Genomic DNA, 15,521 nt, shown 5'->3' on the forward strand with positions numbered 1-15,521 from the left:
CGCCGGATTCGAGGGGAAGGCCGCGCAGGCCGCGTAGTGCAGAAAGACGGCCGAGATTGCGGCCCCACTGCACCGGATCCTCATGAAACCATCATTGCTTGCCCTGACGGTGATGCTGGCCCTGACCAGTATCTCTGCGGCCTATGCCTCGGACGCCCCGAACTTCAGCGCGTTGCTCGAGCAGAGCAGGGCCCAATCCCCCTTCCTTCAGGAAAAGGGGTTCGACACAGCTGCCGCTGCGGGCGAAGCCCGCCAAGCGCGAGCGCTACGTAACCCCACCATTGATGCCCTCGCAGAGAATCTCAACGCTCCCCCCAGCAATGGCGCGAGCCAGCGGCAGACGACCTACACCATCAGCCAGCCACTCGAGATCTTTGGCCAACGTGGGGCTCGAATCCAGGCGGGAGAGAAAGGGCTGCAGGCGGCCGAAGCTCGCCAGCACCAGGCGCAAGTCGAATTCGCCGCAGCCTTGGCTGTTGCCTACGCGTCTTCCGAAGCTGGGCTGATACGGCGCGACATTGCTGCCGAAGATGTTGATCGCGCCAGAGGCGACCTGAAGGCAGCTCAGGCGCTGGTTGACGCAGGAAAGGAGGCCAGCCTGCGCGTAGCACAAGCCCAGGCAGGCTTGAGCTCAGCAGAAGCGATTGCCGCCTCAAGAGAGGCAGAGGCGGCTGCAGCTCTCGAGCAACTGTCAGTACTGGCGGGAAGAGCGGAACCCTACTCAGGCACGTCCGAGTCACTCCTGGTGCGCGAGTGGGTTGCGCCCGCAATTGCGAACGTCGATTCGGCATCTGTCCTGTCTGCGAAGGCAGACGTCGACGCGAGCGATGCGGTTCTGCGCACTGAACGCTTCAAGCGGGCACCGGACCTGAACCTCACCGCAGGCCGTCGCAACTTCGCCGCCGGTGGGGACGCATTGGTCGTCGGCGTGTCTCTGAGCATCCCATTGTTTGACCGGAACAGTGGCGGGATCAGCGCGGCTCGAGCACGGAGCGACGCCGCCCGTGCTCGATTGGATGCCGCACGCCTCCAGAGCCAGGCGGACCGTGCGACTGCGCTTGCGCGTGTTGACGCCGCCAAGCGAGGACTGATCGCTGCCTCCAAGGGAGAGGAAGCAGCCACGGAAGCCTACCGAATGGCGCGCTTGGGATACGAGGCCGGTAGAACCCCACTGGTTGAGCTGCTGCTTAGCCGTCGCACGCTGACGGACGCGAGGCTGAGCGTGGTGGATGCACGACTCGCACGCGTTGCCGCCTACGCATCGCTCGCCGTGGCCAGCGGTCAGATTGCCTTTGGAGACATGTAGATGAAGAGAAGTATTCCGGCTGTTAACACCCTGACGATGATCGGCGTGGCTACCTTGGCGCTTGGCGCAGGATTTGGCATTGCACGCTTATCCGCCCCTTCAGAGACGGTGGTCGACCCCGCGAAAGACGAAGCCAGCGCCAGTGCGCCGGCGGAGGCGGCTCAGGAAGTCGCGATTCCCAAGGAGTATGTTGCCGCTGCGGGGATCTCGGTGGAGCCCGTCACTTCCGCTCAGGTAGCGGCGAACATCACCGCATCGGGTTCGGTCGTGGCAATCCCCGGTGGTGAGGCCGTCGTGGTGGCACGTGCGGCCGGTAACGTCACCGATGTCATCCGGCAGGTGGGCGACAAGGTGAAGAAGGGCGAAGTGCTGGCACGCGTAGCCAGCCCTGATGGGGCCCGTATTGCGGCTGACCTTCGTGTGGCCAGCGCCAGCCTCTCCCTCGCCGAAAAGAACGTCAAGCGCGATGAGTCGTTGCTCGCACAGGGCGTGTTGGCACGACAAGAGGCCGAGGCGAGTCGCGCCGCTTATCTCACAGCGCAAGCAGAAGCACAACGCGCTGCCCTGGTGGCACGCACCGCCAATGTGGATGGAGGAGGTAGCGTCAACGTCATCAGCCCTATCGATGGAACCATCAGCAGCTCGCAAGTGACTCTGGGCGCTTTCGTCGAGCCGCAGGCCTCCCTCTATAGGGTCACAGGTTCCAATGGCGTGGAGATTCAGGCCTCCGTTCGTGCGGGTGACACCGGTCGGATCAAGGCCGGCGACAGCGCGTCCATTACCCGCTCCGACGGAAGCGTCACCTCAGGCAAGGTCCGTTCAGTTGCTGCCGCCGTAGGTGGGCTGACAAGGGCTGCCACAGTCGTAATCACCCCGAGCGCAGAGGCGAACGGATTGGTTGTGGGTGACGGTGTGCAGGTCCGGCTGGTCACCGCTTCCGGATCGGGTGAGGGGCTGTCTGTCTCGGAAGAGGCGGTCCAGAACATCGACGGAAAAGACGTCCTCTTCGTCAGAACCAGTAAGGGGTTCACTGCACAGCCGGTCTTCATTGGCCTCCGTAGCGGTGGTATGGCGCAGATCCTTTCTGGCGTCACTGCGGGAACCCCGGTTGCTACCCGTAATGCGTTTCTGGTGAAGGCCGAGATGAAAAAGTCGGGCGGAGACGAGTAATGATCGAGCAAGTACTTACGGGTGCCGTACGGCACCGCTGGCTGGTTCTGTTCATCACACTGGTGATTGCGGTGATCGGCGGGTGGCAACTGAACCTGCTACCGATCGACGTGACTCCGGATATCACGAACAAGCAGGTCCAGATCAACACCGTCATCCCGACGCTGAGTCCAGTGGAGGTCGAGAAGCGCGTTACCTACCCGATCGAGACCGCGATGGCAGGACTTCGGGGCGTCGCGAACACCCGGTCGTTCTCGCGCAACGGCTTCAGCCAGGTCACGGTGATCTTCGATGAGAGCGCAGACCTCTACTTCATGCGCCAACAGGTCACCGAGCGACTGACTCAGGCTCGGCCCCAGTTGCCGGAGGGTGCCGAACCGCTGATGGGCCCGGTTTCGACCGGGTTGGGCGAAGTATTCCACTACAGCGTTGAATTCACCCACCCAGATGGCAAAGATGCCCCGCGAAATGATGGTAAGCCTGGCTGGCAAAGCGACGGTTCGTTCCTGACTGATCAGGGGGAACGGCTGACGGACAACATGGCACGTCTGGCCTACTTGCGCACAGTCCAGGACTGGATTGTGCGGCCTCAGCTGCGCACGACGCCGGGCGTAGCAGACGTCGACAGCCTCGGCGGCTACGTCAAGGAGTATGTCGTTGAGCCCAATGCGAGCAAGCTCGCAGAGTACGGGTTCTCCTATACCGACCTAGCCGACGCGTTGCAGGATGCCAACCTGTCGGTCGGAGCAGACTACATCCAGAGGTCGGGCGAGTCCTATCTGGTGCGCGCAGACGCCCGCATCCGCTCCGTGGACGAGATTGCCCGTGCCGTTGTGGGCAATCGCAACGGAGTTCCCGTAACAGTGGGAGACGTCGCACGTGTGGTCGTTGACGGTGAGCTCCGCCGCGGTGCCGCCAGCCGCAATGGCTACGAGACCGTCGTTGGCAGCGCACTCATGCTGGTTGGCGCCAACAGCCGAACTGTGGCGGCCGCAGTGGGTGACAAGCTGCAGGAGATCGGCAAGACCATGCCGCCGGGCGTGAGGATTGTTCCCACGCTGGACCGATCCCAGCTGGTTGTCGCAACGATCAAGACCGTCGCCAAGAACCTGGCCGAAGGCGCTCTTCTAGTCGTGGTCATCCTATTTGCATTGCTCGGAAACTGGCGAGCTGCTGTCATTGCTGCATTGGTGATTCCGTTGTCCCTGCTGATCACCGCGATCGGCATGAACAAGCTCGGGATCTCTGGCAACCTGATGAGTCTGGGTGCGCTCGACTTTGGCCTGATCATCGACGGCGCGGTCATCATCGTCGAGAACGCGCTGCGCCGTTTGGCAGAGCGACAGCATGCACTTGGGCGCCCACTCAATCTATCGGAGCGGCTGCATGAAACGATCGCCTCGTCCAAGGAGATGGTCCGCCCGACCGTGTATGGGCAGGCGGTCATCTTCCTGGTCTTCGTGCCATGCCTGACCTTCCAGGGCGTCGAGGGAAAGATGTTCTCCCCGATGGTAATTACCCTGATGCTGGCGCTGGCCTCTGCATTCGTGCTCTCCCTCACTTTCGTTCCGGCGATGGTGGCGGTCATGCTCAAGGGCCACATTTCCGAGAAAGAAGTACGGGTAGTCGCTGCCACCAAGAGCCGCTATCAGCCGATGCTTCGCAGCGCAATCCGCCAACCCATGCCCTACCTGGCCGGTGGTCTTGGCGTCCTGGTGGCCGGCGTTGTGGCCTTTGGCTTTGTGGGTCGGGAGTTCATGCCCACATTGGATGAGCAGAATCTCAACCTGTCCTCCGTTCGCATCCCGTCCACATCGATCGAGCAGTCCGTCGCCATCGACCTTCCTCTTGAGAAGGCACTGATGACGTTGCCGGAGGTACAGACGGTGTACTCCAAGGCCGGTACCGCAAGCCTGGCCGCAGATCCCATGCCGCCCAACGCGTCCGACAACTACGTGATCCTCAAGCCCAAGGACCAATGGCCGGATGGAGTGAAGACCAAAGAGCAGGTGATCGAGAGGATTCGAGAGAAGACAGCCTTTCTTGTTGGTAACAACTATGACGCCACCCAGCCCATCGAGATGCGCTTCAATGAGCTGATCGGCGGCGTTCGTAGCGACGTTGCAGTCAAGATCTATGGCGAAGACCTGACGGCGCTTGCCGGCAGCGCTGACAAGATTGCGAGCGTCCTCAAGAAGATTCCGGGCGCATCGGATGTCCGTGTGGCGCAAACGGGAGGCTTCCCGACCTTTGACATGGCATTCGACCGGGCCGCGATCGCCCGTTACGGACTGACCGTCAAGGAAGTGGCCGACACAGTGTCTGCTGCGCTGGCAGGTCGCATGGCGGGCCAGATCTTCGAAGGTGATCGGCGCTTCGACGTAGTGGTTCGTCTGCCCCGTGTGGACCGCAGCGATCTCGATGTACTGGGAGCCGTTCCGGTCATGCTGCCGCCAGGCAGTCAGGAAGGCCGTCAGTCTGTTCCGCTTCGTGAATTGGTCAGCTTCCGCTTCACGCAGGGTCTGAACGAAGTCAGCCGCGACAATGGCAAACGTCGAATCTATGTGGAAGCGAATGTGGTCGGGCGTGACCTGGGTAGCTTCGTTGACGACGCCAAGGCGGCTATTGGCCAGCAGGTGCAGTTGCCCACCGGTTCCTGGATCGAATGGGGCGGGCAGTTCCAAAATCTGCAGGCAGCAACGAAGCGACTGGCGATCATTGTGCCTCTCTGCTTCATCCTCATTGCGGCCGTCCTCTACATGGCGATTGGCAACGGTTTGCTGACAGGTACGGTACTGACTGCAGTGCCACTTGCTCTGGCCGGTGGATTCTTCGCATTGGCGTTGAGAGGAATCCCCTTCTCGATCTCAGCCGCTGTGGGCTTCATCGCGGTATCTGGTGTCGCGGTGCTCAACGGCCTGGTTCTGATCTCCGCGATCAAGAAACGCCTGCACGAGGGGCTTCCGCCAGATGAGGCGGTCGAACTGGGTGCAATGGAGCGCGTCAGACCGGTTCTTATGACCGCGCTGGTTGCCTCCCTGGGCTTCGTCCCGATGGCGATTGCAACGGGTACGGGCGCCGAAGTGCAGAAGCCACTGGCTACAGTGGTTATCGGGGGTCTTGCCACGGCAACCGTACTGACGCTGTTCGTGCTGCCTGCGCTGTGCGGGCTGGTACTCCGAAGAACTGCGCGCAGGAAGGCCGCGGGCATTGAAGACCCCCTGCCGGTACCCGAAGTCGATTGAGCACAAGCCCCTTCCACGGCTTCACGTCCTGCCCTACGGATCGGATTACGATCCGCAGGGCAGCGGCGCTTTCCACTGTTCCATCTAGAGGTGAGCCATGATCGAGGTCCTACGCTTTCCAACATTCAGGAACCTGTTCGCTGCGCAGGTTATCGCGCTGATCGGCACGGGCTTGGCTACCGTGGCGCTCTCTCTTTTGGCCTATGACCTGGCGGGGGCTGAGGCGGGCGCTGTGCTAGGTACGGCTCTGGCAATCAAGATGATTGTCTACGTGCTGTTGGCCCCTCTGTCCGGAGCGATCGTCCCGGCAAATCTACGCAAACCGGTGCTTATTGCCCTCGACCTGGTGCGGGCGGGCGCGGCGCTTTGTCTGCCGTTCGTCAACCAGATCTGGCAGGTGTACCTGCTCATTGCCTTGCTGCAGTCGGCCTCGGCGTGCTTCACCCCTCTGTTCCAGTCGACGATCCCGGAAATCCTGAAGGAGGAACGCGACTACACCCGAGCACTGTCCCTGTCGCGCCTGGCCTATGACCTGGAGAGCCTGCTGAGTCCCGCGTTGGCCGCTGCTCTGCTGACGCTGATCAGCTTCCACGGCCTGTTCGCTGGTACGTCCGTAGGCTTCGTGATATCCGCCATGCTGGTGTTCTCAACTGCATTCCCCTTCGTTGCTCCTTCCCTGAGAAAGGACGGTCCCTACGCCCGCGCGATTCGAGGAATGCGGATCTACCTGAAGACGCCCAGGCTGAAAGGGTTGCTTGCCCTTAATCTGTGTGCGGCCGCCGGCGGCGCCATGGTGTTCGTGAACACTGTCGTCGTGGTGCGCAACGTTCTCGGCGGAGCAGAGTCACAGGTGGCATGGGCGCTGGCAGCTTTCGGTGGCGGTTCGATGCTGACGGCGCTTGTCCTCCCCAAGGTTCTCGATCGGGTGGCTGACAGGCGTGTGATGCTCTCCGCAGCCCTTGCAATGTGCATTGTACTTGTGACCCTCAGTCTTACCTGGCTGCTCTCGCCCTCCTCCATAGGTTGGCCCATCGTGCTCGCCGGCTGGGCATTGTTGGGGATGAGCTATGCGGGGCTGGTGACTCCTGGCGGCAGATTGCTGCGACGATCAGCGGAATCCACCGATCTGCCATTCCTGTTCGCAGCGCAGTTCTCTCTCTCCCACGTGTGTTGGCTGATTGCCTACCCTCTGGCGGGAACCGTGGGTGCGAAGTTTGGAATGCCAGTGGCGATCATGGCACTGGCAGTAGTCGGCATCGCCGGATTCGTGTTCGCCTGGAGAATCTGGCCCGCCCATGACCCGGACGAGATTTCCCACGGTCACGACGATCTGGCTGCGGACCATCCCCACTGGGCGGAACACGCCTCTTCCAACGGCAAGCATTCACATCGGTATGTCATCGACGACGTGCACCCTCGTTGGCCTGGATGACGGAAACTTGAACAAGGGGCGCGAGAGGGCATTTTCACCGCTCGCGCCCGACGTTGTCATATCGACTTTGCCAGAACAAGCCTCTAGTCTTTGCCCGTGCGATCCCTTCGTCTACCAACCAGCGTGCTGTTGCGCAGCTGCATCTTCATGATGCTGGTGGCGAGTCTGCTCGTGCGACCCGTCCTGAATCATCTGGGTGAGCTGCACGGCTTGCAGCACATCGTGCAGGCTGCGGTGGAACATGGTCACCCCCATGTTGGGGTGAGTGATGCCGCAGACCGTGATCTTGAACACGCGGTTGGATTGCACAGCCTGTTGCACCAGGCCGATCTGACGGCTTCTGTAGGCATCTTGGCCAGCCTTGCTGGACCCGCTCGAGTTGATCTGAGCGATATCCATCCCTGGCACCAGCCAGCGGCAGAGCTTCAGCATCATCGCTCATCCCTGTTCAGGCCTCCTATCGCCTGAGACCCAGGCATCGTGCTCGCACTGAGCAGAGGCTTGGCAGCGCCCGTCCAGTCAATCCTTACTGGACGTTCGTCGCTGCAAGAAATTATTCATTCGTTCCCCGCCCGGACCCCGCTTACGCGCAGTGATCCGTGTGACGTGCCGTGCGCGCCTTCTGCGCACTCGTAGCACGTTGCGCCGGTTCCCAGTGTCGTAGCGGATAGCTTTGGCGGAGGTCCGCTGACCGCATTCGTAGATCCTCATCATGATCCCCAGTTCTGAATCCGGGACGCTCTCGCGCGTCCTTCTCCAACCCCCACTACTGTCGCACTGGCCGCGAACTCTACTCGCACTGCTTTCCCTGTTCATGCTGCTACTCACAGCTGACGGGGCGTTGGCTCACGCGATCGCCGAAGGCGACAAGGGCTACATCCAGGAAATATCTGGAGTAAATCTGATCGCATTCGCCTATCTGGGCGCGAAACACATGGCCACCGGCTATGACCACATCCTGTTCCTCCTGGGCGTGGTGTTCTTCCTGTACCGGATGAAGCATGTCGCGCTGTATGTGACGCTGTTCGCGATCGGGCACTCCACAACGATGCTGCTGGGTGTGCTGTTCAACGTGGGCATCAACAGCTACCTGATCGACGCAATCATTGGTCTGTCTGTGGTCTACAAGGCCTTGGACAATCTGGGCGCCTACCAGCGTTGGTTCGGCTTCCAGCCAAACACAAAGGTTGCGACGTTGATCTTCGGCCTGTTCCACGGCTTTGGTCTGTCAACCAAGATCATCGAGTACGACATCTCACCCGATGGTCTGTTGCCCAACCTGCTTGCGTTCAACGTCGGCGTGGAGATCGGCCAGATCCTCTCGCTTGGCGCGATTCTGATCGCAATGGGCTACTGGCGCCGCACGCCCAGCTTCTTCAAGCACGCCTACACCGCCAATGCCGCCATGCTCTGCGCCGGATTCATTCTGATCGGCATGCAGCTCACTGGCTACTTCGTTTCCTGACTTTCAAGAGAACTACATCATGTACAACAGTAAGCCCGCCGAAGGCGACCTTCCCACCAGCCGCCAGCTGGGACGCACCACCGCAATTGCCGCCGGCATCGCCATCATCCTCCTGGTTGGAGTGGTGATGCCATCTGAGTACGGAATCGATCCCACTGGTGTTGGTCGGGTACTTGGTCTGAAGGAAATGGGGGAGATCAAGGAACAGCTTGCCGAGGAAGCGGCAGCTGACGCTGCGATGGACGCAAAGGCCGCCGAAGACGAGGCAGCCGCCCTGCTGACGCAGGTGTCCACGCAGAACCGTAAGACCGTTGAAGTTGCTCAGAAGCCTGCCGCGAGTAATGCGGCCACCGCTGCCAAATGGCGGGACGAAGAACAGGTTGTCCTGACGCCGGGCCAGGGCACCGAGATCAAGCTCGTCATGAAGGCGGGCGAGCGCGCCAGCTACCAGTGGTCTGTTGAAGGCGGCGTCGTGAACTTCGACACCCACGGAGACGGCGGCGGTCGAGCGATCAGCTATGAGAAGGGTCGAGGGGAAGCCACCAAGCAGGGGGTGCTCCTGGCTGCCTTCGATGGCAACCACGGATGGTTCTGGCGCAACAGGGGCGAGGAGCCCGTAACGCTTCTGCTCCGCACCGGAGGGGAGTACGAGTTGATCAAGAAGATGTAAACCGCAGCGGTGAGCGGTGGCCGGGTGCGCTTAAGGCCCGGCCACCGCCCTATGTGGGGTATTTCCGATGGGCTGCGCCCAGTTTCGGCCCCTCGACAACCCCAGCCAGCCCCGCTTAAGCTAACCCATATGCGTCTTTCCGCCCGCCACGGCCTTGCCCTCAGGATCAGCTTCTTTGCGCTGATGCTGTTGAGTGTCGTTGCGCGGCCGATGGTGATCCAGCTCAGCGAACTGCACGGATTGGAACATGACATCGCAGCAGCGGTGGATCATGGCCATTCACATGCCGGCGGTGCGGGCGACAATCTGGACCCGGATCACGCCACTGGCGCTCATGCGGTACTGCATCAGGCAGACGCGAGTTTCGCTGGAAGCTTGTTCACGCCCCACGTCTACCTGGCTTCACTACCGCTGGCCGGTGAAGTCCATGCTCTGCGACTTCTGAGGGTGCCTGCAGGGCACCCGGCGTCACCCTTCCGACCTCCGATCGTCTGACGACCCTAGCTGCGCTCTAGCAGCCTGAGCGCGCCTCCCGTGTAGCGGGACGCGGCGCGTCGTTCTGACTTTCTTTCCGGAGGCTTCCGTGAAATTCCGTAGTGTGTGGGCGCTGGCTGTTGCCGGCGCCTGCGGTGTGGCCCTTCCTGGCCACGCCGCCGAAGTGCTGCGCCTGGAGGATGCGGTTGCCCGCGCCCTTGGCACTCACCCAAGCGTGCAGGCAGATGCCGCACAAATAGAGGCGACAAAGAACCGTGCGGCGCGAGAGGGCTTAGCAGCCCCGTTGGTGCTCGGCGGAGAACTGGAGAACGTGGCCGGTAGTGGCAGCGTGCGAGGTATGGACGCTGCCGAGGCAACGTTCCGGGTATCCAAGATTCTGGAACTGGGTGGCAAGCGGGCGGCCCGCCAAGCGCTTGGCGGCGCGGAGGTCGATGCAGCCCAGCGAGAGGCTGATGTGACCCGGGTGGCCATCGCCACACGCACCGCTGGTCGATTCATCGACGTGCTTGCGGCGCAGGAGCATGTCGAGCATGCGGAAGAGCGGATTCGTATGGCCCGCGCGCTCCAGCGAGAGGTGGCCCGCTGGGTCTCTGCGGCACGGAACCCGGACTCAGACCTGAGGGCCGCTGAAATCGCCCTGGCCGATGCAGAGCTCAAGCGTGATCAAGCAGTCCAGCGGTTGGAGGCATCGCGCATGGCGCTTGCGTCTTCCTGGGGCTCTTTCACCGCTGACTTCGACACCGTCGCCGGCGATACAAACATCCTCCCCCCGCTGGATGACTACCAGACGCTGTCCGAACGCCTTCAGAACGCGCCACAGCAACGTGCCTTCGATGCCCAGTCCAGAATTCTTGCCGCGCGCCGCGATGTCGCCGTTTCCAGCGCGAAGCCTGACGTGAGTGTTGGATTTGGACTTCGCCGTCTTGAAGCAACGAAGGACAGTGGCTTGGTCATGTCGATCTCGGTTCCCTTGGGAACCCGGCGTCGATCAGCCTACTCGGTATCCGAAGTCGACTACGAACTGAGTGCGCTCAAGTCACGCCGTGAAGCACAAATGTTGGAGCTCAACCAGGAGCTGTTCGGAGTCTATCAACAGCTGCGCCAAGCGCAGTTGGAGGTCACCTCCGTTCGTGAGCGGCAGCTCCCCAAGGCGGAGCAGGCGATGAATCAGAGCCGTCGTGGCTTCGAGGAGGGTCGATTCTCCTATCTCGCATTGAGCCAGGCGCAGAAGACGCTGTTCGACCTTCGTGAGCGCGAAGTCGAGTCCGCCGCACTCTATCTCCGATTGCTGGTCGAGGCAGATCGCCTCACCGCCTCCGCCCAGGATATCCGCCCATGAATCGTTACGCCCTTCTTATGTTGCTTCCGCTGGCACTGGCCGCCTGTGGCGGTGAAAAGCCGGTTGAGAAAGAAGCCGCAGAGTCCACCGCCGCGGCCGGCGACTACGAGCGCGGCCCCAACCGCGGTCGCATGCTCCGCGATGGTGATTTCGCACTTGAAGTCACCGTCTATGAAACCAACACGCCTCCTCAGTTCCGCCTCTACGCCTATCGAAATGACAAGCCGATCTCACCGAATGAGGTGAAGGCAACAATGCAGTTGAAGCGCCTCGACGGTGAGGTCAATGATTTCACTTTCACCGCCGAAAACGACTATCTCGTGGGGAACGGCGAGGTCGTGGAACCTCATTCTTTCGACGTGAAGGCAGACGCAGTGGTAGGAGGAAAGACACACACCTGGTCCTATCAGTCCTATGAGGGCCGTACCACCATCGAGCCAAGCGCTGCCAAGGATGCGGGTGTGGTGGTGGAAGAGGCTACCGCTGGCACTATCCGCGATACGGTCACGCTGATGGGGAACATCGCGGTCAACACTGGCCGCCAGGCCGCCGTCAAAGCACGATTCCCAGGTATTGTCCGCAGCGTGTCGGTCGAGATGGGCCAACGCGTTTCCGCAGGGCAGACGCTGGCGACGGTTGAAGGCAATGACAGCATGCGCACCTACGCGGTGATTGCTCCCTTCAGCGGCATCGTTCTTGCGCGCAACACCAGTGTTGGTGATGTGGCCGCCGACAACACACTGTTCGACGTTGCCGATCTGTCAGAGGTCTGGGTCGATCTACGAGCTCTGGGCACTGACGCCGAGCGTCTCGCTCCAGGTCAAGCAGTGCGGATCCGTTCCGCCACGGGTGCCTTGGAGACTGAAGGTAGGCTCCAAAGCCTGCTTCCGCTGGCAAGCAGCGGCCAAAGCGTGGTTGCGCGCGTGAGTATCCCCAATGGTGACGGCAAGTGGCGTCCAGGAATGGCTGTCTCGGCCGAGGTCATCATTGCCGAGACACCTGTTCCACTGGCCGTCAAAGAGTCAGGGCTCCAGCGATTTCGCGACTTTACCGTCGTATTTGCGCAGGTGGGCGATACCTATGAGGTGCGCATGCTTGAGCTTGGAAAGCGTGATGGCGAGTGGGCAGAGGTTCTTGGCGGACTGAAGCCCGGAACGCGGTACGTCGCCGAGCAGAGCTATCTGATCCGTGCAGACATCGAGAAGTCTGGCGCCAGCCACGACCACTAAGGATCCATCATGCTAGAGCGAATCATTCGCGCGTCCATCGCGCATAGATGGCTTGTGCTGCTTCTGGTCCTGGCGCTGTCAGGCTTGGGCATCTGGAACTACAGCAGGCTGCCAATCGACGCCGTCCCTGACATCACCAATGTCCAGGTCCAGATCAACACCGAAGCACCGGGCTACTCTCCACTGGAGGCAGAGCAGCGGGTAACGTTCCCCGTCGAGACAGCCTTGGCCGGCTTAGCCAAGCTGGAGTACACGCGGTCCATCTCGCGTTATGGTCTCTCCCAGGTCACCGTTGTATTCGAAGACGGTACCGACATCTACTTCGCGCGGCAGCAGGTGGCCGAGCGCTTGCAGCAAGCCGCATCCCAGCTCCCAACTGGGCTGAAGCCAACGCTGGGCCCGGTCGCCACCGGTCTCGGTGAGATCTTCATGTACACCGTGGAAGCCGAGAAGGGTGCTGAAGAGACCTGGACGCCGATGGCGCTTCGTACCCTCCAGGATTGGGTGGTACGCCCCCAGATGCGACATCTGAAAGGTGTTACAGAGGTCAACACCGTCGGTGGCTATGTGCGGCAGTTCCACATCACGCCTGACCCGCGCAAGCTTCAGGCGTACGAGCTGACCATGCAGGATGTGATGGAGGCCGTGGCGCGCAGCAATGCGAACGTGGGTGCCGGCTACATTGAAAAGAGTGGTGAACAGTACCTTGTGCGCGTTCCTGGCCAAGTGGCGGACATGGACGGCCTGCGCAAGATCGTGGTCGCCAATCGCGAGGGGCTGCCGCTTCGCGTCGGTGACCTCGCAGACGTTCACGAGGGCACCGAACTGCGAACGGGTGCAGCGACCAAAGATGGCAAGGAAGTGGTACTTGGTACTGCATTCATGCTCATTGGTGAGAACAGCCGCGAAGTCGCTCAGCGAACCGCTGCCAAGCTGAAGGAGATCGACGAGACGCTTCCAGAAGGTGTCCGCGCGCATGCGGTCTATGACCGTACGGAGCTGGTCGACCGCACCATTGAAACCGTCAAGAAGAACCTACTGGAAGGTGCCCTGCTGGTCATTGCGGTGCTGTTCCTTCTGCTCGGAAATCTTCGCGCCGCACTGATCACGGCCGCGGTCATTCCTTTGACCATGCTGCTGACCATCTCCGGCATGGTCCAGAACCGTGTCTCAGCAAATCTGATGAGCTTGGGTGCGCTGGACTTCGGTCTGATCGTCGACGGCGCGGTCATCATTGTTGAGAACTGTCTGCGCCGCTTCGGCGAGCGTCAGCACGCCCTGGGGCGTCTGTTGACCCGGGATGAGCGCTTTGCTTTGGCCGCCAGCGCCAGTGCCGAGGTGATCAAGCCCAGCTTGTTCGGCTTGTTCATCATTGCCGCCGTCTACATCCCGATCTTTGCGCTCTCCGGCGTGGAAGGAAAGATGTTCCACCCGATGGCCCTGACCGTCGTTATCGCGCTGACTGGTGCGATGGCATTGTCCCTCACGTTCGTTCCCGCTGCGGTTGCTCAGTTTGTCACGGGCAAGGTCTCGGAGAAGGAAACCAAGGCTATGCGGGGCGTAACCAAGCTGTATGGCCCGATGCTGGAGCGGGCAGTCAGTGCTCGCAAACTGGTTGTGGGTGGTGCAGCCGTCCTCACCGTACTGGCGGGTCTTCTGGCCAGTCGCATGGGCACTGAGTTCATTCCGAATCTGGACGAAGGTGATATTGCGCTTCACGCGCTGCGCATTCCCGGCACTAGTCTGACGCAAGCCATCGGCATGCAGCGCCAGCTTGAAGCGACCATCAAGAAGTTCCCCGAGGTGGATGAGGTTGTCGCAAAGATCGGCACAGCAGAGGTAGCGACCGACCCCATGCCACCGTCGGTCGCAGACACCTTCATCATGCTCAAGGATCGCGACCAATGGCCTGATCCCCGCAAGCCAAAGGCGCAGCTCATTGCTGAGCTGGAGAAGGCTGTCCGAGCAATTCCCGGCAACAACTACGAGTTCACCCAGCCCGTGCAGATGCGCATGAACGAGCTGATTGCCGGTGTACGCGCCGAGGTGGCGGTGAAGTTGTACGGTGACGACCTGGATCAGCTGGCGCAGATCGGCAGCCAGATCGAGGACGCCGCAGGTTCCATCCCAGGCGCCGCAGACGTGAAGTTAGAGCAGATCAGTGGTCTGCCTCTTATGACCATCACGCCTGACCTGGGTGCTTTGGCCCGCTATGGCGTTTCGATCGACGAGGTCCAGAAGACCATCTCTGTTGCGCTGGGCGGTGAGGCGGTCGGTCAGGTCTTTGAGGGTGATCGTCGCTTCGACATCGTCGTTCGTCTGCCCGAGAACCTGCGTCAGGACACCCGGACGCTCGCATCGCTACCGGTAGCCGTCGCCGTCGGGGCCAGTTCCGGCGAACAGAGAGCGTTCGTTCCGCTGGGGCAGCTGGCTAAAGTTGAAGTTGCGCCAGGCCCAAACCAGGTCAGTCGCGAGAACGGCAAGCGTCGCGTCGTCATCACCAGCAACGTACGTGGTCGCGACCTTGGTTCGTTCGTAGAGGAGCTGCGAGAGAAGGTTGGTCAGGAGGTGCAGTTGCCGGAAGGCTACTGGATTGAGTATGGCGGTACCTTCGAGCAGCTCATCTCTGCCAGCAAGCGGCTGTCCGTGGTCGTGCCGGTCGTCCTGGTGATGATCTTCGGCTTGCTCTTCATGGCGTTCGGCTCGGGCAAGGATGCTGCCATCGTGTTCAGCGGCGTTCCACTTGCGTTGACCGGTGGCGTGGTGGCTCTGTGGATGCGTGACATACCCCTGTCCATTTCTGCAGGCGTGGGGTTCATCGCGCTGTCGGGCGTCGCCGTGCTCAACGGCCTGGTCATGATCAGCTTCATCAAGAGCCTTAGGGAACAGGGCACTCCCCTGCACCAAGCGGTAACCGAAGGTGCACTGACCCGGCTGCGCCCCGTGCTGATGACGGCCCTGGTTGCCAGCCTGGGCTTCCTGCCAATGGCCCTAAACGTTGGGGCTGGCGCGGAAGTTCAGCGCCCGCTGGCGACGGTCGTTATCGGCGGAATCATCTCCTCCACGCTGCTGACCTTGCTGGTGTTGCCGGCGCTCTATCGCCTCATCCACCGCGAAGGGGATGAGCGGAAGGAGGACGCAGCGTGAACCCGTCCATCTCAACCCCTCCC

Annotated in this window: 11 protein-coding genes; 10 read left to right on the forward strand and 1 reads right to left on the reverse strand. The window is 61.4% G+C overall.

Features of this window, described 5'->3' with window-relative positions:
• Nucleotides 1-82 precede the first annotated feature (82 nt).
• The 4 genes from B9Y64_RS17735 to B9Y64_RS17750 all read left to right on the forward strand — a co-directional run bounded on the left by B9Y64_RS17735 (nt 83) and on the right by B9Y64_RS17750 (nt 7,153).
• Nucleotides 83-1,306, forward strand: a complete 1,224-nt coding sequence (locus B9Y64_RS17735) for a TolC family protein (protein WP_008266451.1) — start codon at nt 83-85, stop codon at nt 1,304-1,306.
• Nucleotides 1,307-2,476 carry an efflux RND transporter periplasmic adaptor subunit gene (locus B9Y64_RS17740; RefSeq protein ID WP_032961315.1) on the forward strand — a complete coding sequence of 390 codons (1,170 nt, stop codon included), beginning with the start codon at nt 1,307-1,309 and terminating at the stop codon, nt 2,474-2,476.
• Nucleotides 2,476-5,721, forward strand: a complete 3,246-nt coding sequence (locus B9Y64_RS17745; RefSeq protein ID WP_008266162.1) for a CusA/CzcA family heavy metal efflux RND transporter — start codon at nt 2,476-2,478, stop codon at nt 5,719-5,721. Before B9Y64_RS17740 ends, B9Y64_RS17745 begins: the two co-directional genes overlap by 1 nt.
• A 97-nt stretch (nt 5,722-5,818) precedes the next feature.
• Nucleotides 5,819-7,153 (forward strand): MFS transporter, encoded by a 1,335-nt coding sequence (locus tag B9Y64_RS17750; protein WP_008267238.1) that lies wholly within the window; start codon nt 5,819-5,821, stop codon nt 7,151-7,153.
• A 111-nt stretch (nt 7,154-7,264) separates the two neighbouring features.
• Here the strand turns inward: B9Y64_RS17750 and B9Y64_RS17755 are convergent, their stop codons facing one another.
• Nucleotides 7,265-7,588 (reverse strand): hypothetical protein, encoded by a 324-nt coding sequence (locus tag B9Y64_RS17755; protein ID WP_008264507.1) that lies wholly within the window; start codon nt 7,586-7,588, stop codon nt 7,265-7,267.
• A 379-nt stretch (nt 7,589-7,967) separates the two neighbouring features.
• Here B9Y64_RS17755 and B9Y64_RS17760 point away from each other — a divergent pair, with 379 nt between their 5' ends.
• The 6 genes from B9Y64_RS17760 (at nt 7,968) to B9Y64_RS17785 (ending at nt 15,498) form a co-directional block, all read left to right on the forward strand.
• Nucleotides 7,968-8,618 (forward strand): HupE/UreJ family protein, encoded by a 651-nt coding sequence (locus B9Y64_RS17760; protein WP_223224807.1) that lies wholly within the window; start codon nt 7,968-7,970, stop codon nt 8,616-8,618.
• A 19-nt stretch (nt 8,619-8,637) separates the two neighbouring features.
• Complete coding sequence (locus B9Y64_RS17765; RefSeq protein ID WP_100441850.1) at nt 8,638-9,288, forward strand: transmembrane anchor protein; 651 nt, start codon at nt 8,638-8,640, stop codon at nt 9,286-9,288.
• 129 nt (nt 9,289-9,417) lie between these two features.
• A complete protein-coding gene (locus B9Y64_RS17770) occupies nt 9,418-9,783 on the forward strand; it encodes a hypothetical protein (protein ID WP_075075811.1) in 366 nt (121 codons plus the stop codon).
• Between the two features lie 88 nt (nt 9,784-9,871).
• Nucleotides 9,872-11,122 (forward strand): TolC family protein, encoded by a 1,251-nt coding sequence (locus B9Y64_RS17775; RefSeq protein WP_075075812.1) that lies wholly within the window; start codon nt 9,872-9,874, stop codon nt 11,120-11,122.
• The gene (locus B9Y64_RS17780) at nt 11,119-12,351 is read left to right on the forward strand and encodes an efflux RND transporter periplasmic adaptor subunit (RefSeq protein ID WP_040006894.1); all 1,233 of its coding nucleotides are present in this window, start codon (nt 11,119-11,121) and stop codon (nt 12,349-12,351) included. Before B9Y64_RS17775 ends, B9Y64_RS17780 begins: the two co-directional genes overlap by 4 nt.
• A 9-nt stretch (nt 12,352-12,360) precedes the next feature.
• On the forward strand, nt 12,361-15,498 hold the full coding sequence (locus B9Y64_RS17785; RefSeq protein ID WP_049400892.1) for an efflux RND transporter permease subunit: 3,138 nt from the start codon (nt 12,361-12,363) through the stop codon (nt 15,496-15,498).
• The last annotated feature ends 23 nt before the right edge of the window (nt 15,499-15,521 follow it).

Source organism: Stenotrophomonas maltophilia, from assembly GCF_002799245.1.
GTDB lineage: Bacteria > Pseudomonadota > Gammaproteobacteria > Xanthomonadales > Xanthomonadaceae > Stenotrophomonas > Stenotrophomonas maltophilia_S.